Source organism: Calidifontibacter indicus, assembly GCF_003386865.1.
GTDB lineage: Bacteria > Actinomycetota > Actinomycetes > Actinomycetales > Dermatophilaceae > Yimella > Yimella indica.
In genome coordinates this window covers 2,915,682-2,942,226 of sequence record NZ_QTUA01000001.1, presented here as the reverse complement: position 1 = coordinate 2,942,226, position 26,545 = coordinate 2,915,682, and the positions used below count along the sequence as shown (strand labels likewise).

The 26,545-nt window shown below is 67.5% G+C and carries 27 protein-coding genes and 3 tRNA genes; 18 read left to right on the top strand and 12 right to left on the bottom strand.

Annotated features, from left to right (window positions below):
- The first annotated feature begins 199 nt into the window (after window positions 1-199).
- The 5 genes from DFJ65_RS13960 to DFJ65_RS13940 all read left to right on the top strand — a co-directional run bounded on the left by DFJ65_RS13960 (window position 200) and on the right by DFJ65_RS13940 (window position 6,500).
- Window positions 200-2,080, top strand: coding sequence for an acetolactate synthase large subunit (locus DFJ65_RS13960; protein WP_115923533.1), 1,881 nt, complete (start codon window positions 200-202; stop codon window positions 2,078-2,080).
- A 79-nt stretch (window positions 2,081-2,159) separates the two neighbouring features.
- Window positions 2,160-2,672 carry an acetolactate synthase small subunit gene (gene ilvN / locus DFJ65_RS13955; RefSeq protein WP_115923532.1) on the top strand — a complete coding sequence of 171 codons (513 nt, stop codon included), beginning with the start codon at window positions 2,160-2,162 and terminating at the stop codon, window positions 2,670-2,672.
- Window positions 2,673-2,735: 63 nt separating this feature from the next.
- The gene (gene ilvC, locus DFJ65_RS13950; protein ID WP_115923531.1) at window positions 2,736-3,761 is read left to right on the top strand and encodes a ketol-acid reductoisomerase; all 1,026 of its coding nucleotides are present in this window, start codon (window positions 2,736-2,738) and stop codon (window positions 3,759-3,761) included.
- Window positions 3,762-4,191: 430 nt separating this feature from the next.
- On the top strand, window positions 4,192-5,247 hold the full coding sequence (locus DFJ65_RS13945; protein WP_115923530.1) for a 3-isopropylmalate dehydrogenase: 1,056 nt from the start codon (window positions 4,192-4,194) through the stop codon (window positions 5,245-5,247).
- 155 nt (window positions 5,248-5,402) lie between these two features.
- Window positions 5,403-6,500 (top strand): branched-chain amino acid aminotransferase, encoded by a 1,098-nt coding sequence (locus tag DFJ65_RS13940; protein WP_115923529.1) that lies wholly within the window; start codon window positions 5,403-5,405, stop codon window positions 6,498-6,500.
- 137 nt (window positions 6,501-6,637) lie between these two features.
- Here DFJ65_RS13940 and DFJ65_RS13935 read toward each other — a convergent pair whose 3' ends face one another.
- Window positions 6,638-8,215 (bottom strand): HNH endonuclease signature motif containing protein, encoded by a 1,578-nt coding sequence (locus DFJ65_RS13935; RefSeq protein ID WP_115923528.1) that lies wholly within the window; start codon window positions 8,213-8,215, stop codon window positions 6,638-6,640.
- 250 nt (window positions 8,216-8,465) lie between these two features.
- On the opposite strand from DFJ65_RS13935, the gene DFJ65_RS13930 reads away from it, so the two are divergent.
- On the top strand, window positions 8,466-9,662 hold the full coding sequence (locus DFJ65_RS13930) for an IS110 family RNA-guided transposase (RefSeq protein WP_115921497.1): 1,197 nt from the start codon (window positions 8,466-8,468) through the stop codon (window positions 9,660-9,662).
- A gap of 589 nt (window positions 9,663-10,251) precedes the next feature.
- Window positions 10,252-11,847, top strand: coding sequence for a citramalate synthase (gene cimA, locus DFJ65_RS13925; RefSeq protein ID WP_115923527.1), 1,596 nt, complete (start codon window positions 10,252-10,254; stop codon window positions 11,845-11,847).
- Window positions 11,848-11,926: 79 nt separating this feature from the next.
- Here cimA and DFJ65_RS13920 read toward each other — a convergent pair whose 3' ends face one another.
- A complete protein-coding gene (locus tag DFJ65_RS13920) occupies window positions 11,927-12,172 on the bottom strand; it encodes a hypothetical protein (RefSeq protein WP_115923526.1) in 246 nt (81 codons plus the stop codon).
- A 60-nt stretch (window positions 12,173-12,232) separates the two neighbouring features.
- On the bottom strand, window positions 12,233-12,394 hold the full coding sequence (locus DFJ65_RS17550; RefSeq protein ID WP_170144101.1) for a hypothetical protein: 162 nt from the start codon (window positions 12,392-12,394) through the stop codon (window positions 12,233-12,235).
- Between the two features lie 181 nt (window positions 12,395-12,575).
- Here DFJ65_RS17550 and DFJ65_RS17545 point away from each other — a divergent pair, with 181 nt between their 5' ends.
- Window positions 12,576-12,725, top strand: a complete 150-nt coding sequence (locus DFJ65_RS17545; protein WP_170144100.1) for a hypothetical protein — start codon at window positions 12,576-12,578, stop codon at window positions 12,723-12,725.
- A 6-nt stretch (window positions 12,726-12,731) separates the two neighbouring features.
- Here DFJ65_RS17545 and DFJ65_RS13910 read toward each other — a convergent pair whose 3' ends face one another.
- Entirely contained in the window at window positions 12,732-13,619 is an 888-nt protein-coding gene (locus DFJ65_RS13910) for a 3-methyladenine DNA glycosylase (RefSeq protein WP_115923524.1), read from the bottom strand.
- Between the two features lie 157 nt (window positions 13,620-13,776).
- On the opposite strand from DFJ65_RS13910, the gene DFJ65_RS13905 reads away from it, so the two are divergent.
- The 6 genes from DFJ65_RS13905 to rdgB all read left to right on the top strand — a co-directional run bounded on the left by DFJ65_RS13905 (window position 13,777) and on the right by rdgB (window position 18,626).
- Entirely contained in the window at window positions 13,777-14,640 is an 864-nt protein-coding gene (locus tag DFJ65_RS13905; RefSeq protein WP_170144099.1) for an SGNH/GDSL hydrolase family protein, read from the top strand.
- A 4-nt stretch (window positions 14,641-14,644) separates the two neighbouring features.
- Window positions 14,645-15,415, top strand: a complete 771-nt coding sequence (locus DFJ65_RS13900; RefSeq protein ID WP_115923522.1) for a fumarylacetoacetate hydrolase family protein — start codon at window positions 14,645-14,647, stop codon at window positions 15,413-15,415.
- Window positions 15,416-15,502: 87 nt separating this feature from the next.
- A complete protein-coding gene (gene murI / locus DFJ65_RS13895; protein WP_115923521.1) occupies window positions 15,503-16,327 on the top strand; it encodes a glutamate racemase in 825 nt (274 codons plus the stop codon).
- Window positions 16,324-17,106, top strand: a complete 783-nt coding sequence (locus DFJ65_RS13890) for an MBL fold metallo-hydrolase (RefSeq protein ID WP_115923520.1) — start codon at window positions 16,324-16,326, stop codon at window positions 17,104-17,106. The genes murI and DFJ65_RS13890 overlap by 4 nt, the downstream gene beginning before the upstream one ends.
- 156 nt (window positions 17,107-17,262) lie before the next feature.
- Window positions 17,263-18,018: a ribonuclease PH gene (gene rph, locus DFJ65_RS13885; protein WP_115923519.1), complete on the top strand. Its 756-nt coding sequence runs from the start codon at window positions 17,263-17,265 to the stop codon at window positions 18,016-18,018.
- Complete coding sequence (gene rdgB, locus DFJ65_RS13880; protein ID WP_115923518.1) at window positions 18,018-18,626, top strand: RdgB/HAM1 family non-canonical purine NTP pyrophosphatase; 609 nt, start codon at window positions 18,018-18,020, stop codon at window positions 18,624-18,626. Before rph ends, rdgB begins: the two co-directional genes overlap by 1 nt.
- A 52-nt stretch (window positions 18,627-18,678) precedes the next feature.
- On the opposite strand, the gene DFJ65_RS13875 is transcribed toward rdgB, so the two are convergent.
- The 3 genes from DFJ65_RS13875 to bcp form a co-directional block, all read right to left on the bottom strand.
- Window positions 18,679-18,753, bottom strand: a tRNA-Leu gene (locus tag DFJ65_RS13875).
- A gap of 12 nt (window positions 18,754-18,765) precedes the next feature.
- Entirely contained in the window at window positions 18,766-18,981 is a 216-nt protein-coding gene (locus DFJ65_RS18505) for an HNH endonuclease (protein ID WP_425453030.1), read from the bottom strand.
- Between the two features lie 306 nt (window positions 18,982-19,287).
- Window positions 19,288-19,755, bottom strand: coding sequence for a thioredoxin-dependent thiol peroxidase (gene bcp / locus DFJ65_RS13865; RefSeq protein ID WP_115924333.1), 468 nt, complete (start codon window positions 19,753-19,755; stop codon window positions 19,288-19,290).
- A 100-nt stretch (window positions 19,756-19,855) separates the two neighbouring features.
- Between bcp and DFJ65_RS13860 the strand changes: the two genes are divergently transcribed.
- From DFJ65_RS13860 to DFJ65_RS13850, 3 genes are all read left to right on the top strand, one after another.
- Window positions 19,856-20,128 (top strand): DUF3618 domain-containing protein, encoded by a 273-nt coding sequence (locus DFJ65_RS13860; protein ID WP_115923516.1) that lies wholly within the window; start codon window positions 19,856-19,858, stop codon window positions 20,126-20,128.
- A gap of 22 nt (window positions 20,129-20,150) precedes the next feature.
- On the top strand, window positions 20,151-20,447 hold the full coding sequence (locus DFJ65_RS13855) for a GroES family chaperonin (protein ID WP_115923515.1): 297 nt from the start codon (window positions 20,151-20,153) through the stop codon (window positions 20,445-20,447).
- Window positions 20,448-20,927: 480 nt separating this feature from the next.
- Window positions 20,928-21,422 (top strand): hypothetical protein, encoded by a 495-nt coding sequence (locus DFJ65_RS13850; protein WP_147301404.1) that lies wholly within the window; start codon window positions 20,928-20,930, stop codon window positions 21,420-21,422.
- Window positions 21,423-21,534: 112 nt separating this feature from the next.
- Here DFJ65_RS13850 and DFJ65_RS13845 read toward each other — a convergent pair whose 3' ends face one another.
- The 4 genes from DFJ65_RS13845 to DFJ65_RS13830 form a co-directional block, all read right to left on the bottom strand.
- Entirely contained in the window at window positions 21,535-22,728 is a 1,194-nt protein-coding gene (locus DFJ65_RS13845; protein WP_115923513.1) for a glycine C-acetyltransferase, read from the bottom strand.
- Between the two features lie 4 nt (window positions 22,729-22,732).
- Window positions 22,733-23,770 (bottom strand): L-threonine 3-dehydrogenase, encoded by a 1,038-nt coding sequence (gene tdh, locus DFJ65_RS13840; protein WP_115923512.1) that lies wholly within the window; start codon window positions 23,768-23,770, stop codon window positions 22,733-22,735.
- 64 nt (window positions 23,771-23,834) lie between these two features.
- A complete protein-coding gene (locus DFJ65_RS13835; protein ID WP_211308450.1) occupies window positions 23,835-24,293 on the bottom strand; it encodes a MaoC/PaaZ C-terminal domain-containing protein in 459 nt (152 codons plus the stop codon).
- A 63-nt stretch (window positions 24,294-24,356) separates the two neighbouring features.
- Window positions 24,357-24,432, bottom strand: a tRNA-Lys gene (locus tag DFJ65_RS13830).
- A 214-nt stretch (window positions 24,433-24,646) separates the two neighbouring features.
- Between DFJ65_RS13830 and DFJ65_RS13825 the strand changes: the two genes are divergently transcribed.
- On the top strand, window positions 24,647-26,365 hold the full coding sequence (locus tag DFJ65_RS13825) for a YihY/virulence factor BrkB family protein (RefSeq protein ID WP_115923510.1): 1,719 nt from the start codon (window positions 24,647-24,649) through the stop codon (window positions 26,363-26,365).
- 53 nt (window positions 26,366-26,418) lie between these two features.
- Here DFJ65_RS13825 and DFJ65_RS13820 read toward each other — a convergent pair.
- Window positions 26,419-26,494, bottom strand: a tRNA-His gene (locus tag DFJ65_RS13820).
- Between the last annotated feature and the right edge of the window lie 51 nt (window positions 26,495-26,545).

Sequence of the window (26,545 nt, the reverse complement as noted above, 5' to 3'; positions counted from 1 at the left end):
GACTCCGACCCGGCGCGGTCGCGTGACCACCGTCATGTGACCGCGATGTGAGACGACCGTCTCACAATATTGACCCATCTGCGAGTGCGGGCGAAGATCGAGGCGTGGCTCGGATTCTCGTACTTCCCAAGCGCGTCAGCTGACTCGGTCGGCAGACGCGCTCACCCTCACTGCCCCTGACGGGCCGGAGGGTTTTTTCATGCCCGAGGCTCGGGCGAAACCGATCAAGCAGAAGGTGGTTGCCGTGACAGACACGACGGCTCGACCCGGCCCGGTGCCCACACCGGCCCAAGTGGCGTCTCGCGTTCCGCAGGGGGTGCAGGAGGTAGCCGATGTCACGGGTGCCCAGTCGCTCGTCCTCGCGCTCGAGGCCGTGGGGGTCGACACCGTCTTCGGCATCCCGGGCGGCGCGATCCTGCCCGCCTACGACCCGCTGCTCGACTCGGTGAAGGTGCGCCACATCCTGGTGCGCCACGAGCAGGGCGCCGGGCACGCGGCGCAGGGTTATGCGGCGGCCACCGGGAAGGTCGGCGTCTGCATGGCCACCAGTGGTCCGGGCGCGACCAACCTGGTCACCCCGATCGCCGATGCCTACATGGACTCCGTGCCGATGGTGGCGATCACCGGTCAGGTCAACTCCTCCGTCATCGGCACCGACGCCTTCCAGGAAGCCGACATCCGCGGCATCACGATGCCGATCAGCAAGCACAACTACCTCGTCACCGACGCCGCCGAGATCCCGCGGGCGATCGCCGAGGCGTTCCATGTGGCCAGCAGCGGACGCCCGGGTCCGGTGCTCGTCGACATCACCAAGGACGCACTGACCGGGAAGACGACCTTCCACTGGCCGCCGGTCGTCGACCTGCCCGGCTACCGTCCGGTGACCAAGCCGCACCACAAGCAGATCCGCGCCGCGGTCGAGCTCATCCGCGCGGCCAAGAAGCCGGTCTTCTACGTCGGTGGCGGCGTGATCCGGGCCGGCGCCGCGCAGCAGTTGCGTGAGCTCGTCGAGCTCACCGGCATCCCGCTGGTCACCACCTTGATGGCCCGCGGCGCGGTGCCCGACAGCCACGAACTGCACCTGGGCATGCCGGGCATGCACGGCTCGGTGTCGGCCGTGACCGCGCTGCAGAAGTCCGACCTGCTGATCACGCTCGGTGCCCGCTTCGACGACCGGGTGACCGGTCACCTCGAATCGTTCGCGCCGGAGGCCAAGGTCATCCACGCCGACATCGACCCGGCCGAGATCTCCAAGAACCGTGTCGCGGACGTGCCGATCGTGGGCGACTGCAAGGAGGTCATCGGCGACCTGCTCGAGACGCTGCGTCAGGTCGACGGGCCGATCGGCGACTACCAGGCGTGGCGCGAGCGCACCACCACGTGGAAGCAGGAGTTCCCGCTCGGCTACATCGAGCCGGAGGAGGAAGGCGCCCTCGCCCCGCAGTTCGTGCTCGAACGCCTCGGTGCGATCGCCGGCCCGGACGCCACGTACGTCGCGGGTGTCGGCCAGCACCAGATGTGGGCCGCGCAGTTCGTGCAGTACGAGCGCCCCAACTCCTGGATCAACTCCGGTGGCCTCGGCACGATGGGCTTCTCGGTGCCGGCGGCCATGGGCGCCAAGGTTGCCGAACCCGAGCGCACCGTGTGGGCCATCGACGGCGACGGCTGCTTCCAGATGACCAACCAGGAGCTCGCCACCTGCGTCATCAACAAGATCCCGATCAAGGTCGCGATCATCAACAACAGCTCCCTGGGCATGGTGCGCCAGTGGCAGACCCTGTTCTACGGGGAGCGTTACTCCAACACCGACCTGCACACCGCCATCGGCTCGCGGGTGCCCGACTTCGTCAAGCTGGCCGACGCGTACGGCTGTGTCGGGTTGCGCTGCGAGCGTCCGGAGGACGTCGATGCGACGATCAAGCAGGCGATGGAGATCAACGAGGTGCCGGTTGTCATCGACTTCGTTGTCGAGCGCGACGCGATGGTGTGGCCGATGGTGCCCGCCGGTGTCAGCAACGACATGGTGACGATGGCGCGCAGCATGGCGCCGGTGTTCGACCGCGAGGAGGAGGGCGAATGAGCCGCCGGCCGCTGAGCCCCGACACCGTCCGCACGACCTGCGCAAACCGCACGATCCGCATCGACCGAGGAGACAACTGATGGCACGGCACACCCTGTCGGTGCTGGTCGAGAACAAGCCCGGTGTGCTCGCCCGCATCTCCGGCCTCATCTCCCGACGCGGGTTCAACATCGACTCGCTCGCGGTCGGCCCGACCGAGTTCGAGGAGATCTCCCGGATGACCATCGTGGTCGACGTCCAGGAACAGGCCCTCGAGCAGGTCACCAAGCAGCTCAACAAGCTCATCGAGGTGCTCAAGGTCGTCGAGCTCGAGAACGTCGCGTCGGTGCAGCGCGAGCTGGTGCTGATCAAGGTGCGCAGCGACGCTGCGTCCCGCAGTCAGATCCTCGACATCACCACGATGTTCCGCTGCAACGTCGTCGACGTCACCACCGACTCGGTGGTGCTCGAGGCGACCGGCACCCCGGAGAAGCTGGCCGCGCTGCTGGAGGTGCTCGAGCCGTACGGCGTGCGCGAGCTGGTGCAGTCGGGTCTGGTCGCCGTCGGGCGTGGTGGTCGTTCGATCACCGACCGTGCCCGCAAGGTCAGCTGACCTCACGAATTTCAAATACCTGCAATCGAATTCGAACAAGGAGAAGTACTAGTGGCTGCTGAGATGTTTTACGACGAGGACGCCGACCTGTCGGTGATCCAGGGCCGCAAGGTCGCCGTCATCGGATACGGAAGCCAGGGTCACGCGCACGCGCTCAACCTGCGCGACTCCGGTGTCGAGGTCGTCGTCGGCCTGCGCGAGGGTTCGAGCTCGGTCGCCAAGGCCGAGGCCGAGGGCCTCACGGTGCTGCCGGTCGCCGAGGCCGTGAAGCGCTCCGACTTCATCGTCATCCTCGCGCCCGACCAGGTGCAGCGCACGCTGTACAAGAACGACATCGAGCCGAACCTCGTCGACGGGGCCGTGCTGCTGTTCAGCCACGGCTTCAACATCCGGTTCGACTACATCAAGCCGGGTGCCGACAACGACGTGATCATGGTTGCGCCCAAGGGCCCGGGCCACCTGGTGCGTCGCGAGTACGTCGACGGCCGTGGTGTGCCGGTGATCGTCGCCGTCGAGCAGGACGCGTCGGGCAAGGCGTGGGACCTCGCCAAGTCGTACGCCTCCGCGATCGGTGGCCTGCGCGCCGGTGGCATCAAGACCACCTTCACCGAGGAGACCGAGACCGACCTGTTCGGTGAGCAGGCCGTGCTGTGCGGCGGTGCGTCGCAGCTGGTGCAGTACGGCTTCGAGGTGCTGACCGAGGCCGGTTACCAGCCCGAGGTCGCCTACTTCGAGTGCCTGCACGAGCTGAAGCTCATCGTCGACCTCATGGTCGAGGGCGGCATCGCCAAGCAGCGTTGGTCGATCTCCGACACCGCCGAGTACGGCGACTACGTCTCCGGTCCGCGCGTCATCGACCCGCACGTCAAGGAGAACATGAAGGCGGTGCTGGCCGACATCCAGAACGGCGCCTTCGCCAAGCGCTTCATCGACGACCAGGACGCCGGCGCGCCGGAGTTCAAGGCGCTGCGCGAGAAGGGTGCCCAGCACCCGATCGAGGCGACCGGCAAGAAGCTGCGTGGCCTGATGAGCTGGATCAAGGACGGCGCCACCGACGCCGACTACGTCGAGGGCTCGGCCGCGCGCTGAGTGCCTCACCTCCCGTCCCCGGACGGCGCGTCGCACCAGACGCACCGTCCGAGGAATGGGCAAGGGGTTCCCTGGCTCGGCCGACCCGCCCTAACCTCGAACCCGGCCCGAACGGTCGTCGACCACGACCGGGCCACCCACCGCCGAAGCGCGCAACCCCGCCACGGCTGCCACGAATCACACGAATCACCAGGTCGCGCCCAGCACGCGGCCGCACCACCCGAGGGTTGATGAAGATGACCGAAGAGCAGATGGACGCACGCCGCGCACTCCAGGAGTCCATGGACCTGCGCGACTGAGCCCGACTCACTCGAAAGCGGCCCGACAGCTTGTCTGCTGTCGGGCCGCTTCGCGTTGTGCGGCGGAAGGAGTGGCGTCGAAATATGAGACGGTCGTACCACGATGCAAGACGCGACCGTAGGCTCGGCCCATGACCGAGAACTCGAGCGCTGACACGATCAACCTGGCCGTCATCGGCGGCGACGGTATTGGCCCGGAGGTGGTGGCCGAGGGCCTCAAGGTGCTCGACGCCGTGAGCGAGGCGAAGGTCGCCCGCACCGAGTACGACCTCGGTGCGCGCCGTTGGCACGAGACGGGGGAGGCCCTGCCCGAATCGGTGCTGGAGGAACTGCGCGGCCACGACGCGATCCTGCTCGGCGCCATCGGCGACCCGAGCGTGCCGAGCGGTGTGCTCGAGCGTCAGTTGCTGCTGCGCATCCGTTTCGAACTCGACCACCACGTCAACCTGCGTCCGGCCAAGCTCTACCCCGGCGTCCGCAGCCCGCTCGACGTGGCGGCGGTGGCGCCCGACGGCATCGACTTCGTCGTGGTTCGGGAAGGCACCGAGGGGCCCTACACCGGCAACGGCGGCGCGTTGCGCGTCGGCACCCCGAACGAGTTGGCCACGGAGGTCAGCGTCAACACCCGCTTCGGTGCCGAGCGAGTCGTGCGCGACGCCTTCGCCCGCGCCCAGCAGCGCGACCGCAAGAAGCTGACGTTGCTGCACAAGCACAACGTGCTCTCGTTCGCCGGACACCTGTGGCGGCGCACCGTCGAAGAGGTCGGCGCCGAGTTCCCCGACGTCAGCCACGACTACGCGCACATCGACGCGGCCACCATTTACCTGGTCAACGACCCGAGCCGGTTCGACGTCATCGTCACCGACAACCTGTTCGGCGACATCGTCACCGACCTTGCCGCCGCCGTCACCGGTGGCATCGGGCTCGCGGCGTCCGGCAACATCAACCCCTCGCGTGAGACGCCGTCGATGTTCGAGCCGGTGCACGGTTCGGCCCCCGACATCGCCGGCCAGGGCAAGGCCGACCCGACCGCGACCGTGCTGTCGGTGGCGATGCTGCTCGCCCACCTCGGCCGCACCGACGAGGCCGCCCGCATCGAGTCGGCGGTTGCCGCCGACCTCGCCGAGCGTGGCGACGCCGTCCGCAGCACCTGCGAGGTAGGCGACGCGATCGCGGCCCGTCTCTGAGCTCCTTGTCCGAGCTCTCTCGCTCGAAGCTTCCCGCTCGAACACCCGGACGGCCGACCTGCGCTCAGGCGCGGGGGCCGTTCGGCGTAACCTGAATCACACACGTCCCGCCCGGCGGCGCCCATCTGCGCGCGGCCAATCCCAGGAGGATTTCGATGTCCTTGGAGTTCACCCTCGACGAACGCACCGACCGGCTCAGCGATGCCGACCGTGAGGCGATCCTCGACAACCCCGGCTTCGGCAACTACTTCACCGACCACATGGTGCTGGCCACCTGGACGGCCGACGGTGGATGGCATGACGGCAAGGTCAAGGCGTTCGGGCCGATCAGCCTCAGCCCGGCGGCGGCGGTGCTCCACTACGCCCAGGAGATCTTCGAGGGCATGAAGGCCTACCGGCACGCCGACGGCTCGGTCTGGACGTTCCGTCCGGAGGCCAACGCAGCCCGGTTCGCCCGCAGCGCAAAGCGATTGGCTCTGCCGGAGATGAGCGAGGACGACTTCGTCGACTCCCTCAAGGCGCTCCTCGCCGTCGACTCCGCATGGGTTCCCGAGGCCGCGGACGGCGCGGAGACCTCGCTCTACCTGCGCCCGTTCATGTTCGCGTCCGAGGCGTTCCTCGGGGTGCGTCCGGCGCGAGAGGTCACCTACAGCGTGATCGCGTCCCCGGCCGGCGCCTACTTCTCCGGTGGCGTGAAGCCGGTGTCGCTGTGGATCTCCACCGACTATGCGCGTGCCGGCGAAGGTGGCACGGGTGCGGCGAAGTGCGGTGGCAACTACGCCTCGTCGCTGGCCGGTCAGATGGAAGGCCTCGCGGCCGGCTGTGACCAGGCGGTGTTCCTCGACTCCTCGACCCACACCTACATCGAAGAGCTCGGCGGCATGAACCTCTTCTTCGTCTACAAGGACGGCCGCATCGTCACCCCCGAACTCACCGGCACCATCCTCGAGGGCGTCACGCGCAGCTCGATCCTGGAGCTCGCCAAAGACCTCGGCCTCGAGCCGGAGGAGCGCCGCGTGCCGATCCAGGAGTGGAAGGACGCCGCTGCGTCGGGTGAGCTCGCCGAGGTGTTCGCGTGCGGCACGGCCGCCGTGGTCACTCCCGTCGGTGAGCTCAAGTGGGACGGCGGCTCGTGCGACCACCGCCGCGAGGGACACTCCGACGAGATCGCGCTCAAGATCCGCAAGACGCTGCTCGACATCCAGTACGGCCGGGCCGAGGACAAGCACGGCTGGATGACGCGACTGGCGTAGTTCGCTCGAGCTTGGTGGGCCGGCCTTTGCGGAGTGGCCCTCGCTGCGCCGCCCCAGTGAAGGATTGCTGCTGTCATGGCAGCAGTGATCTTTCACTGGAGCCGGTTGCGGTTGGCTGTGGTCGCCCGTGATGTTGCTCAGGCGGCGTGGGTGCCGGTGGCTTGGTAGTGCCAGGTGACGCTGGTGACGGTGGCGGTGCCGGCGAGGTGGTCGCGGTGGGCGATGCGGTGGTGGGTGTCGCACAACAGGGCGCTGTTGGTGAGGGATGTTTCGCCACCTAGATACCAGGGGATCAGGTGGTGGACTTCGCACATGACGGGTGGTCGGTCGCAGCCGGCGTAGGTGCAGTGTTTGTCACGGTGGATCACCGCGCGTCGTAGTTCGTTGTCGACGAGTCTTCGTTTGCGTCCGACGTTCAGGGGTTGGTTCTTGGACCCGAGGACTATCGGCAGGATGTCTGCGTCGCAGGCGAGTTGTCGGACGGTGTCGGGGGTGACGCCGGTGCCGGTGTCGGTGGTGCCGAGTCCGGCGAGTAGTCCGGCGAGGACGAGGAAGTCGATGGTGACCACGAGGGTGGCACTGCCGCGGTGTGTGATCTCTGGATCGTTGTTGACGGCGGCGGCGCCGAGGCCGAGGAGGAGCAGGAACGCATCGGCGCGGCGTTTGCCGGGGGTGCGGGGGTCGGGTTCCCCGGTTTTCTGGGAGTTGCCGTCTTGGTCGGGGGTGTGTCGGTGGTGCGGGTCGTCGCAACACGCGGATTTCGGGGACGGTGCGGCCAGTGATTGGACGCCGTGGATGAGGGCTTCGGCGTGGTCGGGTGACAGGTCGGCGGTGAACCGGACCATCCCACCGGGCAAATCCGACCAGGACAACGATTCGACTTTCTGGAGGGCGTCTTCGTTCTCGTCGAGCACCTCGTCGCCGTACTCGGCCAGGATCCGTTTGGTCAGTTCCCGCACGGTTTTGGCGCCGGCGCCGGGGCCCAACGTGAGCAACCAGCCGTAGATTTCGTCCCGGCTCGCTTTCGGCAGGACGGCTTTGATCTTGTCGATGGTGTCCAGGCAGGTTTTCCCGATCGTGGTGTTCACCCGCCCGGAGGTCACCGCGTCCGCCAATGCCTGGTTCAACGGGGAGCGGGCAGCTTCGGCGAGCTTCGCGATCCGGGACGCGTGCGACGGCTCCAGACCCGACCGCCACGACTCTGCTTCGTCAGTGGCGGGGTCGCCGGCCCGGTCGTCGGCCTCGTCACTGGCATTGCCCCCGACCCCCGCCGCGCCTTCACTGGTGGCGGTTTCGTCCAGTGGCACCAGCGGACCGGCCACGGACCAGGACTCGGCACCGAGCAACGCGTCCGCACTCTCGCCGGTGGACAGTCGGCGCACCCATTGGGTCGCGTCCGCAGCGGTGGACCGGTACACGACCCCTCGGTCGATCGCGTCACTGGTCACGGCGACCATCGTCGCTTCCGACTGTTGATGAACGAGCGCGAGCGACCTCATGACGGAAGTCAGTTCGGTGTCGGTCAGGTTGCCGGTCAACCGCGCCAACCGGGATACGGCGGCCACCGCGTCGGACACCAGCGCGGCACAGGCGGCGGCTTCCCCCGGATACGAGTCGTACAACGCCTGATCGCGAGGCTGGTCGAGAGACTCCTCGCCAGCGTGCTGATCACGCTGCTGGTCGACGTGCTGATCGCTGCCTTCGTCTGGGGTCATGTCCGGATTCACCCGTTACCGTCTTTGATGGGCCTTGAAGCAAGGCCCCTGGTCGCCGGCCCCGGCATGACTGATCACCCCTGTCGCTTGCATGATCCGGGAGGTGTTGTCACCGGGTGCTGGTGGCGCTGGTGGACCGCTGATAGGGACCGGGCCGCCCGAACGCCTGGGTAGGTCTCTTCGTAACGTGGATGTCGGCTTCCTGCGCCTGATCTGGTGACCAGCCGCTCGGACGCACGAGGAGGGGACCATGTCCCGACCTGACTACGCGGTGTACATCGGGCTCGATGTCGGCAAACAGGCGCACCACGCCTGCGCGCTGAACGTCGATGGCACACGGCTGCACGACAAACCGTTGCCCCAAGACGAGTCGTCGCTGCGTGGCCTGCTGACCGAACTCGGCACGCACGGTCGCCTGCTGGTCGTGGTCGATCAACCCGCAACGATCGGCGCGCTGCCCGTCGCGGTCGCCCGAGCCATGGGTATCGATGTGGCCTATCTGCCCGGGCTGGCGATGCGCCGTATCGCCGACCTGCACCCCGGCAACGCCAAGACCGACGCAAGGGACGCGTACGTCATCGCCGAAGCTGCCCGGTCGATGCCGCACGCCCTGCGACGGGTTGATGTCGGCGACGACACCCTGGCCGACCTGGAAGTCATCGTCGGCTTCGATGACGACCTGGCCGGGCAGGTCACCGCGCAAGCAAACCGGATCAGAGGCCTTCTGACACAAGTGAACCCAGCCCTCGAACGTGTCCTCGGCCCACGCATCCAACACCCGGCAGTCCTCGAACTCCTGACCCGCTTCGGTGGCCCGACCGGCCTGCGCGCGGCCGGCCGGCGACGTCTGCTCGCCGTCGCCAAACCCCGCGCGCCCCGCTCCTACCAACGCCTCGTCGACGACATCCAGACAGCGCTCACCGAGCAGACCGTCACCGTCCCTGGCACCCGTGCCGCCGAGCTGGTCCTGCCCAAACTCGCGACCGGACTGGCGCGCCTGCTGCACGACCGGGACGAGCTGGGAACCCAACTGGAGGACATGCTCGATGCCCACCCTCTTGCCGCGGTCCTGACCTCGATGCCCGGCATCGGCGTCAGGACCGGCGCACGGATCCTGCTCGAAGTCGGCGACGGTTCGAGCTTCCCCACCTCCGGCCACCTCGCCGCGTACGCCGGCCTCGCACCCGTCACCCGCCGATCCGGCACCTCGATCCGCGGTGAGCACCCCGCCCGAGGCGGCAACAAGCACCTCAAACGAGCGATGTTCCTCGCCGCGTTCGCCGCACTGCACGACCCGACCTCGCGGGCGTACTACGACCGCAAACGCGGCCAAGGCAAGAAGCACAACGCCGCCCTCATCTGCCTCGCCCGACGACGCTGCGACGTGCTGTACGCGATGCTTCGCGACGGAACCCTCTACCAACAGAAAACCCCAGCCGCCGCTTGACGAAGACCATAGGGACACCTCCCCAGGTGTGCCGCGCGGAATACCTCAACCGTACACCCGTTCGAACCCTGAAACAAGACTTAGCACCACGAATTCGACTGAAACACAGAAGAATTCGATACCCGTCGGTATCCACAGCCCCCTCGTTGAGTCGATTCATCCACAGGCCAACGCAGGCTCGGTAGGCGGCTGTGGATGGTTGGGACGCGTCCTTTCCTCGCGGGCCTCAACCGATGCGATGGGCCGGCTTCGAGGCGGCACGTTCCTCGGCCCGCAGGGATGGCGGCCGGCCCCGAGACTCATCCGGCGCGCAGGCGCCCGGAACGCAGGGTCGAAATATGAGATGTCGAGCCCACAGGCTGGACAGCCCACCGCGAGGCGGGCCACCATGTCGACATGGCAAAGAAGATGACACCGGTCACCACCGGACTCATTATTTGCTAGCGCGTCGAGCCCGGCTCGACGCGCAACCTCCCGTTACCCCGGGAGGTTTTTCGTTTGCCGGGCCACCCGCCACCCGGAAGCGAAGCGGAGAGCCGGGGCTCGGCCAGACCACCAAGCCCTGAACGCACACCGACAAGGACCGACGATGAGCGCCTTCCACGTCTACGACACCACCCTGCGGGACGGTGCCCAACAGGAGGGCCTGAACCTCTCCGTCGCCGACAAGCTCACGATCGCCGGCTTCCTCGACGACCTCGGTGTGGGCTACATCGAGGGCGGGTGGCCGGGCGCCAACCCGAAGGACACCGAGTTCTTCCGGCGGGCGGCGGCCGGTGAGCTGCGCATGCAGAACGCGGTGCTCGCCGCCTTCGGGTCGACCCGTCGGGCGAATGCCGTCGCTGCCGACGACCCGCAGGTGCGCGCTCTGATCGACGCCCGGGCGCCGGTGGTCACGATCGTCGCGAAGTCGCACATCCGCCACGTGCACGAGGCATTGCACACCACCGCCGACGAAAACCTCGCCATGGTGCAGGACACCGTCGAAACCCTTGTGCGAGAAGGGCGCCGGGTGTTCGTCGACGCCGAGCACTTCTTCGATGGCTACCTCGCCGACCCGGCGTACGCCGTCGACGTGATCCGTGCTGCGAGCGAGGCCGGCGCCGAGGTCGTCGCACTCTGCGACACCAACGGCGGCATGCTGCCCAGCCAGGTCTCGGACGTCGTCGCCAAGGTCTTCGACGCCACCGACGTCGGCCTCGGCATCCACTGCCACAACGACACCGGGTGTGCGGTCGCCAACTCGGTTGCCGCCGTCCAGGCCGGCGCCATGCACGTGCAGGGCACGGTCAACGGTTACGGCGAACGCACCGGCAACGCCGACCTGATCACGGTGGCGAGCAACGTCCAACTCAAGCTCGGGCGCGAGGTGATCGACCCTGATCGGCTCCGGAACGCGCTGCACCTCAGCCACGCGATCAGCGAGGTCACCAATATCGCCCCCTACGGGCGGCAGCCGTACGTCGGTGCGAGCGCGTTCGCGCACAAGGCCGGGCTGCACGCCTCGGCGCTGCGGGTCGACCCCGATCTCTACCAGCACATCGATCCCGCTCTGGTCGGCAACTCGATGCGAACTCTGGTGTCGGACATGGCCGGTCGCGCCAGCATCGAACTCAAGGGCAAGGAACTCGGTTACGACCTCACCGACCGCCCGGAGCTTCTCGCCCGCGTGGTCGAGCGGGTGAAGGGCATGGAGCAGGACGGCTGGACCTTCGACGCCGCGGACGCATCCTTCGAACTCCTGTTGGTGGAGGAGGTGGACGGCGCCCGACCGCGCTACTTCGAGACCGAGTCGTGGCGGTGCATCACCGACTCGTTCTCCGAGGACAGCCCGGCCCTCGCCGAGGCCACCGTCAAGCTCACCGCGGCGGGTGAGCGGCAGGTTGCCACGGGGGAGGGCAACGGCCCGGTGAATGCCCTCGACCACGCATTGCGCAAGGCGCTCAGTGCGACCTACCCCGACCTCGCCGGGTTCGAGCTCATCGACTTCCGGGTGCGCATCCTCGACGCCACCCAGGGCACCGACGCGACCACCCGCGTGCTCATCGAAACCACTGACGGAGAACGCATCTGGAGCACGATCGGGGTCGCGCCGAACATGGTGCACGCCAGTTGGATCGCGCTCACCGACTCGTTCACCTACGGCCTGATGAAGCGTGGGATCGAGCCGCAGTCGGCGGGTTAGGTCAGCATGCCGCGGTGGCGCTAGCATCTGCTCAGGTTCGCGCCGAGGGGGCGCGTCGCAAGGGGATCGAAAACATGGGCTACAGGGCCGCATTCGTCGTGTTCGTCGCATTCGTGCTGGCTGGCTGTTCCGGCGCCGACACCACCGGTTCGAGCACGACGTCATCGACGACCTCCGCCTCGACCACCTCCTCGTCGAGCAGCACGTCGACAGTCAGCACATCTGCGTCGCCGACCTCGACGGGCACGTCGTCGACTGCTCCGTCATCGAGTTCCGTTACGCCGACGGCGACTGCCTCGTCGACCACGCGCAAGCCGGTCGCCACGTCGGCGCAGCGAACGACATCCGCTCCGACACGGACGGCGCAGGTGAAGTCGGAGCGTTGTTACTGGTACGAGAGCACCGAGACGTACGCGTGCACGCCGTCGGAACGTGCTTCAAACCGGATCTTGATGCAGCAGATGCTCGGGCCGACGACTATGTATACGAGGCAGACCTGCACCAACGGGACCCTGGAGGCGTATGCGAGGTACGAGTGCATGGCCATGTTCGACACGTTCAGGGGACAGACGCCGCCCTCGCGCAGGCAGTGCGCTGCGCCGACGACGCATGCCCTGTGGGAGACCTGCACTCGTGTCTACGGATACGACCAGACTGGGCCCGAGCCGGGCGTTCCGACGCCTGCTCAGTGCCTCAACCCGCAGTCTCACGCGCAGTACGAACAGTGCGTGAGCCTCTACAGTGCCAGTCGGACCGGTCGTGATCCGGACACGCCACCGAACGCCGTCCACCCGCAGATCTGCTGGAGTTGGGCACAAGGCACACTCGACTACGAGCTGACTGCCGCGCAGCAGCAGTACTGCCGGGACAACCCCTGAGCGGCCCTAAGCGCGGTCGACTTCGGCGATCAGCGGGTCGGCAACCTGCTCCACCACCTCGAGCAATCGCACCCGCAACGGGCGGGCTCGCTCGGCGAACTCCCGCTGCGCGCGCACGTACTCGGCCTTGCCCTCGGGGGTCTCGACCTGCACCGGATCGTGACCCAGCGCGCTGACGTCGTACGGCGATGCGCGCATGTCGAGTACCCGCACCTCGCGGGCGAGTTCGAAGAAGTCCATCACGAGGTCGCTCGAGACGACCGGGGAGAGTTTGTGGGCCCACTTGTAGAGGTCCATCCCGGCGTGCAGGCACCCGGGCTGCTCGAAGTCGGGCTGTGAATCCCGTTGCAGTGCAGCGCTGTTGCGGGGAACAGCCGGTGGGGTGAAGAAACGGTAGGCGTCGAAGTGGGTGCACCGCAGCTCGTGCGCCTCGACCACGGCATCCGTGCCCCGGTGTCCGAGACGCAGGGGGAGTTGGGTGTGTCGGATCTCCTCGGGCGTCGTGCGGTAGGCCATCGCCCACTCGTGCATTCCGAAGCAGGACAGCAGCATCGGCCGGTCGAGGGTGGCGCGCAGCACCCGTCGTGCCGCGTCGAACACGGGACGGCGGCGGGCCAGGAAGTGCTCGACGTCGACAGACGCCAGGCCGTCGACCACGCGATAGAACGGCCATCGGGCGCGCTCGTCGGCCCCGGCCAGCTGGGCGTCCGCGCCCGGGTGCCACACCCGCAGCTGCGAGGGCTTGTAAGTGTAGTACTGGAACAGGAAGTCGTCGATCGGGTGCTTGAGTCCGCGGTCGCGGCGGTGGATGTGATCGGCGACGGCGTCGTCGACGCGCTGCTCGTGCGCCGCGGCGCGGGCGCGCCAGAGCGGTTCGTCGAGCAGGTGGGCCATGCCACGCACGGTAATGGACGTAGCCGAGGCCGCATCGCAGCCTCCTCGCGCGGGCTTCGGCTGGGAAGTTGCTGAGGCCGCAGCCGAATCCGGCTGCTCGCCCACCCGGAAGTGGCAGAGTGATATGGATCGCATCCCTGCTCGTGAGGAGACCACCATGAAGCGCACCCTCGCCGTCGTCGGCGCGGCAGCACTCGTGTGCAGCCTGGGCGCCGCGCCCGCCCGTGCGGGCGCCGACAACCCACACGCAGCGTCCGGAAGCTATGTGGCACTGGGGGATTCGCTCGCGGCCGGCTACCAGCCGGGGCTCGGCGACAACAAGACCGGAGGCTACGTCGGCGGCGTGTACGCCAACCTGCGCAGCAAGTACCGAGGCGCGAAGCTGGTCAACCTGGCGTGCAGCGGCGAGACCACCACGACGATGGTGGGCGGCGGACGGTGCGACTATCCGGGCGGCGCCACCCAACTGCAGACGGCGGTCGACACGATCAAGGCCGAGAAGGGGAAGGTGCGTCTGATCACGCTCGACATCGGGGCGAACGACGTGCAGACCTGCGTTGCCCGCGCCGGTGCGATCGACGCGGCCTGTCTGCAGGCCGGCATGGTCGCGGTCGCCAACAACACCAAGCGCATCGTCAACGACCTGCGTGCGGCGGCCGGCCCCAAGACCCAGATCGTGCTGCTCAACTACTACAACCCGTTCCTGGTGTTCTGGCTCACCGGCAACCAGCCGCTGGCCCAGGTGTCGGTGCAGTTGCAGGCGCAACTGAGCGGGCTCATCGCGCAGGCCGCCGCTTCGGGTGATGCGAAGGTCGCCGACGTGGCCACGGCGTTCCGCAGCACCGACTGGACCCCGACGGCGTCCGGTGTGCCGACGAATGTCGCCGCGATCTGCGCGCTGACGTGGATGTGCAGCAAGACCGACATCCACGCGAACGACGCCGGCTACGTGTTGATGGCCTCCACCGTGAACCCGCTGGTGGTGGGCCCGATCCGTCCGGCGACGGCGTCAGTAGGCTGAGTGGGTGCGAATCTGCCGATACACAGATGGTGAAGACCCCTTCTTCGGACTGGTCGACGGTGCGGGCGAGAAGATCGCCCAGATCAGCGGCGACCCCCTCTACACCAAGATCGAACTGACGGGCGTCACGACGACCGTCGCCGACGTGCGTCTGCTGGCGCCGGTCATCCCGCGCTCGAAGGTGATCGGCATCGGCCGCAACTACGCCGAGCACGCCCGGGAGATGAACAACGAGGTGCCCGAGGAACCGATGATGTTCCTCATCCCCAACACCGCCGTCATCGGCCCGGACGACCCGGTCGTCATGCCGCCGCAGTCCGAGCGGGTCGACTACGAGGGCGAACTCGCGGTGATCATCGGACGCATGTGCCGCGACGTCTCACCCGAAGACGCAGCGAAGTCGATCTTCGGTTACACCTGCGCCAACGACGTGACCGCGCGCGACCTGCAGAAGAAGGACGGCCAGTGGGCACGGGCCAAGGGCTTCGACACCTTCTGCCCGCTCGGGCCGTGGATCGAGACCGACCTCGACACCTCCGACCTGCGTCTGCGCACGCTGGTCGACGGTGACGTCGCGCAGGACGGCACGACGGCCGACATGGTCCACGACATCCCCAAGCTGATCTCGTACGCCTCGCAGGCCTTCACCTTGCTGCCCGGCGACGTGATCCTCACCGGCACGCCCGAGGGCGTCGGCCCGGTGCAGCCGGGGCAGCGGGTGTCGGTCGAGGTGCAGGACATCGGCACGCTCACCAACCCGTACGTGCGTCACTGACGCGGGACGGTTCCATCACCTCACGGTGTGAGGGGATCCACGACGCGTCGGTACATTTCGCCGTTCCGGTGGGCCTACCCTGGATCGGTGTCTGATGCACCGATCGGAATCTTCGACAGCGGCTACGGCGGGTTGACCGTCGCCCGCGCGGTGCTCGACCAGTTGCCGCACGAGTCCATCGCCTACCTGGGCGACACGGCCCGTGCGCCATACGGTCCGCGTCCGATCGCGCAGACGCGCGAGTTTGCGTTGCAGTGCCTCGACCGGCTCGTCGCACACGGCGTGAAGGCGCTCGTCATCGCGTGCAACACCGCCTCTGCGGCGGTCTTGCACGACGCGCGCGAGCGATACGACGTGCCGCTGGTCGAGGTCATCCGACCCGCTGTCCGGCGTGCCGTCCGGGCCACCCGCAACGACCGGGTCGGTGTCATCTCCACCAAGGGCACCCATCAGTCGGGTGCCTACCTGGACGCGTTCGCCGCCGCCCCGCAGCTGGACGTCCACTCCCAGCCGTGTCCGCGCTTCGTAGAGTTCGTCGAAGCCGGCATCACCGGCGGCCCGGAACTGCTCGAGGTGGCCCGTGAGTATCTCGCGCCGCTGCAGGAGAGGGACGTCGACACGGTCGTGCTCGGCTGCACCCACTACCCGCTGCTGACCGGCGTCATCTCCTACGTGATGGGTGACGGGGTGACCCTCGTGTCGTCCGCCGAGGAGACCGCCAAGGACGTTTACAAGGTGCTCGCCGACCGCGACCTGCTCGCCCCGCCCGCTCAGGGGATGCCCGGTCTGTCGTTCACCACCACCGGAGATCCTGAGGAGTTCCGCCGCTTGTCCAAGAGATTCCTGGGCCTGCCGCCCGAGTTCGACGACGTCTTCGAGAACAACTTCCGACATGTGGGGGTGGGTGCATGAAGCTCACGATCATCGGCTGTTCCGGCTCGTTCGCCGGACCGACCTCACCGGCGTCGTCCTACCTGGTGCAGGCCGAGCACGAGGGCCGCACCTGGAACCTCGTGCTCGACATGGGGCCTGGGTCGCTCGGCGTGCTGCAGAAGTACATCGAGTTGGACGCGATCGATGCGATCGTGATCAGCCATCTGCACCCCGACCACTGCCTCGACCTCACCGGACTGTTCGTCGTCACCAAGTACCACCCCACGCGTGGCCCGTTGCCGAGCGTGCCGGTCTACGGCCCGCAGGACACCGGTGCCCGGATGTCGCGAGCCAACGGTGTCACGCTCTCCGAAGCGGCCGACCCGCACGGGATGGACTCGGAGTTCGACTTCCGCACGGTGCGGTCGGGCCGCACCTTCACGGTCGGGCCGTTCACCATCACCCCTCACCGGGTCAACCACCCGGTCGAAGCGTTCGGCTTCCGGGTCGAGGCCGACGGCAAGGTGCTCACCTACACCGGCGACACCGACGCGACGCCCGCGCTGCTGCCGCTCATGGCGGACGCCGACCTGGTGCTCGCCGACGCGGCGTTCTGCGAGGTGCGTGACACCGTGCGCGACATCCATCTGACCGGCAAGCGGGCGGCCGAGGCGGCGCTCGCCGCGGGCGGGGTGAAGCGGCTGATGCTGACCCACATCCCGTCGTGGAACGACCCGCAGGAATGCCGCGCGCAAGCCGCCGAACTGTGGCCGGGTGAGGTCGAACTCGCCGAGCCGGAAGGCGTTTACGAGCTCTGAGCCTCGGGCGCCCCGTGCCGGACGCAGTGGGCAAGCGCGATCAAGTGTGACCACATGAGCACGAAGCCCTCACGCGTGCCTTCGCATGCAGCTCCGGTCGCGCCCCGCCTGAGGCGGCCGACCGCGGCGGATCGCGCCGGTCATAGGCTGAGCCGCATGACCGACGCAACCCGCCACGACGGCCGCGCCAACGACCAACTCCGCGACATCAAGATCACCCGCAACTGGCTCGACCACGCCGAAGGCAGCGTGCTCGTCGAGTTCGGCAAGACCCGAGTGCTCGTCGCCGCCTCGTTCACCGAGGGCGTGCCGCGCTGGCTCAAGGGCAAGGGCACCGGCTGGGTCACCGCCGAGTACGAGATGCTGCCGCGCTCGACCAACACCCGCTCCGACCGCGAGTCGCGCAAGGGCCGCGTCGGCGGCCGCACGCACGAGATCTCCCGTCTCATCGGACGTTCGCTGCGCGCGATCATCGACACGAAAGCGTTGGGGGAGAACACGATCGTGCTCGACTGCGACGTGCTCCAGGCCGACGGCGGCACCCGGACGGCGTCCATCACCGGTGCTTATGTCGCCCTTGTCGACACGATCGAGGACGCCCGCGCCCGCGGGCTGATCCCGAAGAACGCGCAGCCGCTCACCGGTTCGATCGCCGCGATCAGCGTCGGCGTCGTGAACGGCACACCGGTGCTCGACCTCGACTACCCGGAGGACTCCACCGCCGAGACCGACATGAACGTCGTGATGACCGGGGCGGGCGGTTTCGTCGAGGTGCAGGGCACCGCCGAGGGTGCGCCGTTCGACCGTGACGAGCTCAACGCGCTGCTCGACCTCGCCGCCAAGGGCATCGGCGATCTCACCCGGATGCAGACCGAGGCGCTCGAGGCGCCGGCCCGCGAGCGGCAGCGCTAGTGGCCGACACCCTGGTGCTCGCCACCCGCAACGCCGGCAAGATCGCCGACCTGCAGGGCCTTGTCGACGCCGAACCGGCGCTCGACGGCCTGCGGGTGCGCGGGGTGGGTGAGTTCTCCGAGTTGGACGACGTCGCCGAGACCGGCGTGACCTTCGTCGAGAACGCCACGCTCAAGGCGAAGTACGTCACCGAGCGGCTCGGGCTGCCGGCCGTCGCCGACGACTCCGGGCTCGCCGTCGACGTGCTGGGCGGGTGCCCGGGCGTCTTCAGCGCGCGCTGGGCCGGCACGCACGGCGACGACCAGGCCAACATCGACCTGCTGCTCGCGCAGACCGCCGACGTGCCGGTCGACAAGCTGATCGCGCGGTTCGAGTGCTCGGTGGTGCTCGCTATGCCGGACGGCGCGCTGCACTCCGCGACCGGCACCGTGGAGGGCCGGCTCACCCGCGAGCAGCGAGGCGACAACGGCTTCGGCTACGACCCGATCTTCGAACTGCCCGACGGCCGCACCTTCGCGCAGTACACCCGCGAGGAGAAGAACGCCGTCAGCCACCGCGGCCAGGCGTTCCGGGCGTTGGTACCGACGATCGTCCGACTGTTCACCTGAGCTCGAACCCACACGAAGACCCGCACCGATTCGGTGCGGGTCTTCGTGTGGGTGCGGCCGATGAGATTCGAACTCACACTGTCAGGTACCTAAAACCTGTGCCTCCTGCCAGTTGGGCTACGGCCGCGTGCCACCCAGCTTAGGCGTCACCAGCTTCCGCCCCTCGCGCGGACCGCCGCCGCGAGAAAGTCGGACATTGGGAGTGGCAGTTCGGACAGAGACACCGAAGATTCTCGATAGAGTTGTTCAGGGGGTCGCCGTCGATGTGATCAACCTGCAGCTGAAGCGGTGCCCCGTTCCAGGAGGGTCCCAACGAACAGTTGGTACACAACGGGTCGACGCCGGCCTTGGCCATCGCGACCCGAAGGCGCTCACCGTTTACCCGGGGGGACCCCGGTGGACGACGCCGTAGTAGTTCGAGCGGATCGCCGCGAGTCGTCAACTCGAGTTGGCGGCGTCGCCGAGTGAAGTGCGATGTGTCGATCTGGTACTCGCGCAGCCGCCGACTGATCAGAGCATGCGTGCCACTCGCGATCGGCAGGTCCAGTGCCCGGAGCACGTCAGTGACCGAGTCCGCATCCAGCACCGCGGCCGTGAGAACTTCGCGCGTGTACTTCCGTCGGCTCATGGCATGACGCTAGGACCGACCACTGACACACGATCAGGCCAGGCCGAGGCCCTTCTTCAAGGACGCGACGTGACCGGTGGCCTTGACGTTGTACTTCGCCAGCTCGACCTTGCCCTCGGGGTCGACCACGATCGTCGAGCGGATCACACCGACGACGGTCTTGCCGTAGAGCTTCTTCTCTCCGTAGGCGCCGTAGGCCTCGAGCACCGACTTGTCCTCGTCCGACAGCAGCGGGTAGGTCAGCGACTCCTTCTCGACGAACTTCTCCAGCTTGCTGACCGGGTCGGGGGAGATGCCGACGACGTCGTAGCCGGCCTCGGCCAGACCGGCCAGGCTGTCACGGAAGTCGCAGGCCTCCTTGGTGCAGCCGGGGGTCATCGCGGCGGGGTAGAAGAAGATCACCAGGTGGCGTCCGCGGTAGTCGGACAGCGATACCTCGCCACCCTCGTTCGAAAGCAAGGTGAAGTCGGGTGCGGGCTCGGAAACGGTGAGGCGGCTCATGTGATCCTCCGTGTGATCGTCCAGGTACTCGTCCATGGCTTACTGGCGGGTCGGTCTGCGTTATCGTCTCAGTCAGTCCACGAACCACAAGGAGTGACCCATGGCCGACAAGCCGGCACCGAAGAACGCCAAGGAGATCGAAGCCGAGCTCCAGGCGTCCCGTCAGCGTCTGGCAAGCACCATCGACGAGCTCGCATTCCGCGCGCAGCCCAAGGAGGTCGCCAAGCGGCAGGTCGAGTCGGTGAAGCTCAAGGCCAACGACCTCGCCCGCAGCTCCGACGGTGAGGTTGCCGGGGAGAAGGTCGGCGCGATCGTCGGTGGCGCGGGTGTGGCGTTGCTGCTGCTCGGCCTCCTGCGTCGCGCGCGTGGTTGACGGGAGCACTCTTCCGATCCGGATGCTGCACGACCGTCTGCTGGTCAAGGCGGACGGTGACGGCGGCGAGCGCCGCTCCGGCGGCGGCATCGTGATCCCCGCGACCGCGGCGATGGGCAAGCGGCTCGCCTGGGCGGAGGTCGTCTCGGTCGGTCAGCACGTGCGTCAGGTGCAGCTCGGCGACCGGGTGTTGTACGACCCGGAGGACAGGGCCGAGGTCGAACTCCAGTCGCACACATACATATTGCTGCGCGAGCGGGATCTGCACGCGGTCGCTGCGCAACGGGTCGACGACGGGTCCACCGGGCTCTACCTGTAGCGAATAGCGCGTCATCGAGCGGCATTCCGAGGTCCGTTGTCGCTGTTCGAAATACGATGGCGGGCGCTAGAAAGTGTTCGTCATCAACGCCACGGTCAGCCCCTCGCGCTCCCCGAATTCCGCCTCCCGCTCTCCCTGATACCGCTTGATGGCCACCGAGTCGTGCCATGGCCAGCCGCGTTCCTCTCGGCGTCGTTGATGTAGTCGTGGAAGACCCGTTTCAGCTGCGCGTCACAATCGCATCACGATCGTGCAGCACCGATTGCAAAGCTGGACGATACGAGCGACCTTTTTCCGGCGCGCCGCAATGCGTGGTGGCAAAGGCTAGGGGGTGGGAATGCATTCTGTGCCAGCGATAGGAGGCGGAGTTGGCATACGGATATGGGCGTCTTTCGCGGCGCATACTATAACGCGTCGCTGAAGGTGGGGTAGGAGATGCGAATTCGGTCGGCTGCGTTCACTTCAGGTGCATTGATCTGCATGCTGGCGCTTGCGGCTGGATGCAGCAGCACACCGCCTAAGTCTCAAAATCCCGGCGAGACGGTTATGGAGCCATGGTTTACGGCTTCAAATACCTCCATGCCGGCTTCGCCGGAGGAGTTGGATCGCCGGTACTCGGTGCTCAGGGGCGCGTCTCCTGATGTCTTTGACGGTAGATTCCTGACCGCCTCGGGGCAAATGGTCGTGCTCATGATCGGTGAAAGTCCAACGGATTTCTCCGGGGCATCACGCATGGGTTTGGTTCCAAGGCGAACGGACGTGGGGGAGACGGCGCTGAAGAAGGTGCAGGATGATCTTGAGAGCACCTGGAAGAAGAATTCTGATCCTGCGATTCTCTCGATCGGATTGGCGTTGCAGGACGGCTGTGTCGCAGTCCGATACGACCCAAATGTCCCATCGTCCTGGGTCGCGAGTTTGAAGGCAAAGTCCCACGTCTGCGTGATCGCGACCACGAGCACGCTTGCCAAGGAATGAGGGCTGTGCGGACCATTTCTAGTGGCCCGCGTTAGAGAGTCTTCCGTGAGGCGCACATGTGTGAGCGCCGAATCGCCCATGGCGCGAGCACCTGCTCGCAGCGGTCGTTCGCTCACTGACGCTGGCTCACCTCGTCGCGCGCGTCGACGAACGCCCGCACGCAGGTGCGCACGTCGTCCTCGGAGTGCGCCGCCGACAACTGCACGCGGATGCGCGCCTTGCCCTTCGGCACCACCGGATAGCTGAACGGGATGACGTAGACGCCGCGGGCGAGCATCGCGGCGGCGATCTGCGCGGCCTGGCGAGCGCCGTCGTCGCCGGGGAACATCACCGGGGTGATCGGGTGGCTGCCGGGCAGCAACTCGAATCCGGCGTCGGTCATGAGCGTGCGGAACAACTCGGAGTTGGCGCGCAGCTTGGCGCGCCCCTCGTCGAAGGTGCGGGCGAGCTCGAGGGCCTTGCGTGACCCCGCCACCACCGACGGTGCGACGGCATTCGAGAACAGGTAGGGGCGGGCCCGCTGGCGCAGCAGGTCGACGATCTCCTGGTGGGCGGCGACATAACCACCGGACGCGCCGCCGAGCGCCTTGCCGAGGGTGCCGGTGACGATGTCGACCCGGTCGAGCACACCGCAGTGCTCATGGGTGCCGCGACCGTTCTCGCCGACGAACCCGACGGCGTGCGAGTCGTCGACCAGCACCATCGCCCCGAACTCCTCGGCGAGGTCGCAGATCTGCTCCAACGGCGCGTAGTAGCCGTCCATCGAGAACACGCCGTCGGTGACGATCACCTTGCGCCGGGCCCCTGAGGCAGCCTCCAACTGGGCGCGCAGGTCGGCCATGTCGGCGTTCTTGTAACGGAAGCGCTGCGCCTTCGACAACCGGATGCCGTCGATCAGCGAGGCGTGGTTGAGCTCGTCGGAGATGATCGCGTCCTGCGCCTCGAAGAGCACCTCGAAGACGCCGCCGTTCGCGTCGAAGCACGAGGAGAACAGGATCGCGTCGTCGGTGCCGGTGAACTGGGCGATCTCGCGCTCGAGGTCGCGGTGCTGGCTCTGCGTGCCGCAGATGAACCGCACGCTCGCCATGCCGAAACCCCACTCGTCCAACGCATCTCGTGCGGCGGCGACGATGTCGGGGTGGTCGGCCAGGCCGAGGTAGTTGTTGGCGCAGAAGTTCAGCGCGTCACCGGCGGTGGTCGCCACGTGGGCCGACTGCGGGGTGGTCAGTTCGCGCTCGTGTTTGGTGAGCCCGGCCTCGTCGATCTCGGCGAGAGTGGCCGCCAGTTCGTCCTTGAACCCGTACATTGCCTCAGCTCCAATCCATGATGACCTTGCCGCAGTCGCCCGACCGGGCGGCGGCGAAGGCGTCCTGCCATTGTTCGGCCGGGAAGCGGTGGGTGATCACCGATTCGACCGCGCGCTTGAGTTCGGGGGAGGTCGACAGCATGGCGCTCATCGCGTACCAGGTGTCGTACATCTCCCGACCGTAGATGCCCTTGATGGTCAGCATGTGGGTGATGACCCGGCCCCAGTTGACCGAGAAGTCGTCGCCGGGCAGACCGAGCATCGCGATGCGTCCGCCGTGGTTCATGTTGTCGATCATCTCGGCCATCGCGGTCGGGTTGCCCGACATCTCCAGGCCGATGTCGAAGCCTTCCCGCATGCCGAGGTCGCGTTGCACATCGGCGATGCGCTGCTGAGCCACGTTGACGACGCGGTCGGCGCCGGCACCACGGGCGAGGTCGAGTCGGTAGTCGGAGACATCGGTCACCACGACGTGGCGTGCGCCGACGTGCTTGGCGATCGCGGCGGCCATCACCCCGATCGGCCCGGCGCCGGTGATGAGCACGTCCTCGCCCGCCATCGGGAACGACAACGCGGTGTGGGTGGCGTTGCCGAACGGGTCGAAGACCGCACCGAGGTCGGGGCTGATGTCGTCGGGCTGCACCCACACGTTCGACGCGGGGATGACGACGTAGTCGGCGAAGGCGCCGTCGCGGTCGACGCCGACACTGCTGGTGCGGATGCACAATTGGCGGCGTCCGGCGCGGCAGTTGCGACACTCGTTGCAGACGACGTGACCTTCACCGGACGCGCGTTGTCCGACCTTCACGGCGGTGACATCGGGGGCGATCTCGACGACCTCGCCGTAGAACTCGTGCCCGATCACCAACGGCGGGCGGACGGTGGACGCGGCCCAGTCGTCCCACTGCTCCAGGTGCAGGTCGGTGCCGCACAAGCCGGCCCGCAGCACCTTGATCTTCACCTCGCCGGCACCGACCTCGGGTTCGGCGACATCGATGAGTTCCAGACCTGGACCCGGGTGGGTCTTCGCAAGTGCTCGCACGTCCGATCATCTTGCCAGATGGACACGGTCACGCCGTGACGGAAGTCATCAACGGGCGGGCGCCTCAGTCGAGGGCAGCCCGCGACAGGTGCAGGTAGGCGTCGGTCGACATGGTGAGCACCGGCTTGCCGTCGGCGTTGCGCAGTTCACCGTCGGTGCGCACCAGCGCCCGGTTGCGGTCGGGTTCGGGGCTCAGTTCGACGATTCGCACCGAGCCGGTCAACCGGTCGCCGGGGCGCACGGGCCGCAGGAAGCGGACCTCGGGCAGGCCGCGTCCGGCGATCGCGGCCCAGTGCGTGCTGTCGACGTAGAGCCTGTGGTAGATCGCCATCGTGTGCAGCCCGCTGGCGATGAGGCCGCCGTACGGACCTGCCGCCGCAGCGTCGACATCGAGGTGAAACCACTGCGGATCCCACGACCGCGCGAACTCGAGGATCTCCGCATCGGTGACCTCGTGCGTCCCGAAGGTGACCACGTCGCCGACCGCGAGGTCCTCTGCCAGCTTCAATCCGTCGAGATTCACCAAGGCCGTCCTCCGCATGGTTCTCAACGAGAAGCCCCCGTCCGAGGACGGGGGCTTCTCGACTGGTGCGCCATCAGGGACTCGAACCCCAAACCCGCTGATTAAGAGTCAGCTGCTCTGCCAATTGAGCTAATGGCGCAACGAGGAAGAACATTACCGCACGGTCTGCGGAAGTGCGAAATCGGTTGGGGTGCGGCGTCCGTCACGTCCGGCGCCGCGGCGCAGTCCGCAGCAAATCGCAGGTCGCGACCCGCCCGAAGCCACCGTCCACCGCCCCGGAAGGGGAGGATGATCGGTAGGTTCACCAGTCAGTAGCAAGCTTCATTGTCCAAGATTCGAAGGACCCGAAACTCATGACCGTCCTGTACGACGAAGCGATCGACCGGCCGTTCGACGAGCCGCCCGAGTCACCCGCCAAGCCCGACTGGAAGGTCGCGTTCTCCCGCGCCCGCTCGAAGTTCTCCCAGGACGGCGGCACCGACGTCGCGGCGGCACTCACCTACTACGCGATGCAGTCGCTGTTCCCCGGCCTCATCGCGGTCATCTCGCTGCTGAACATCTTCGGCAACGGCAAGGAGACGACGCGCAAACTGGTCGAGTCGATCGGCCGGATCATCGGCAAGAGCCCGAAGGATCTCAGCGCCGTCACGAGCTTCATCGACAACGTGCAGGCGACCCCCGGCGGTGGCGTCGCCCTGATCGTCGGTATCGGTGGTGCGCTGTGGTCGGCGTCCGGTTATGTCGGTGCGTTCAGTCGTGCACTCAACCGGATCTACGCGGTCGAGGAGGGGCGCTCCTTCGTCAAGCTCAAGGGCACCCTGCTGCTGGTGACTGCCACCGAGATCGTGCTCATCGTGCTGGTGATGCTGTCGCTCGTGGTCAGCGGTGGCGTTGCCAAGGAGGTCGGTGACGCGATCGGGCTGGGTGACACCGCCGTGCAGGTCTGGGACCTCGTGAAGTGGCCGTTCGTGGCGCTCGTGGTCATCGGCATCATCTCGATGCTCTACCGCACGACCCCGAACGTGCGACGTGCCAAGGGCAACCGGCTGTTCAGCTCCGGTGCGATGGTCGGCTTCGTCGTCTGGGTGCTCGCCTCGCTCGCCCTGGTCGCATACGTCGGCTTCACCCAGGGCGCCAGCTACCAGAAGACCTACGGTGCCTTCGCCGCCGCGATCATCCTGTTGCTGTGGCTCTGGATCACCAACATCGCGCTGCTGTTCGGTGCCGAGCTCGACGCCGAGCTGCTGCGCACCCGTCAGCTGAAGTCGGGCTTGCCGGCCGAACGGCTCATCCTGCTGCCGGCCCGCGACACCGACGGCATCGACAAGAAGATCGCCAAGGACGAGAAGCTGGTCGAGGACGCCATCGAGCTGCGGGTCGACTCGACCACCGCCGCCGACGCGGTGGCCGGACGCGGTGGTGCCGAGACCAGCGCGGCCCGCGAGTTCGGCCTCGCGATGGGTCCGGGCCAGCACGGCAAGATCGGCAACGAGTCGGCTCCCGTGCTGCGTGAGCCCGCCGGTGGCAGCCGCGAGCGCGCGCTTTCCTCTTCGGACGCGTCCTCGGATGCTGTCGCCGCGCAGGTGCTCGCGGCGCGCGAGGAGCGCCTGCAGGACGCGCTCGTCGAGGCCGAGCAGGCGCGCAAGGTGCGTGCCCGCAAGGCGGCGCAGGAGGCGAAGATCAAGCAGAAGGAAGCCGCCAAGGCCAAGAAGGCCGCCGCCGAGCAGAAGGCACGCGAGGAGGCGGTGCCGTTGAGCAGCAAATGGGACGCGGTCGACGCCGTCCGCGCGCAGTACGCGCCGACGCCGAGTGCGGAGCGCGACGAGATCCTCGCCGAGCGCGAGTCGCGGCGACAGGCATTCCGCGCCGAGCGGGCCGCGAAGGCGGTCAAGGCGCGCGAGGAAGAGCTGGAGCAGAAGGCGCTCGAGCCGACCCCGGAGTCGCGGGCCTACGAGCTCGGGCGTCACGAGGGGCCGGCGAAGGCCCCCGCGGAGCCGAGCCCGCTGGCGAAGGAGATCGAAGCCGAGCGCGAGCAGCGCCGCAACGAGTGGTACGCGGCGCGCGGCCTCTGAGCCGCCGAGCGACACGACGAAGGCCCCGGAGCACAACTCCGGGGCCTTCGGCTTGGGGTGAGTGACGGGACTTGAACCCGCGACATCCGCGACCACAACGCGACGCTCTACCAGCTGAGCTACACCCACCAAGACTGCCCTTGTGCAGGGCAGCGCGGACTATCGTACCTGCTCCGGAGC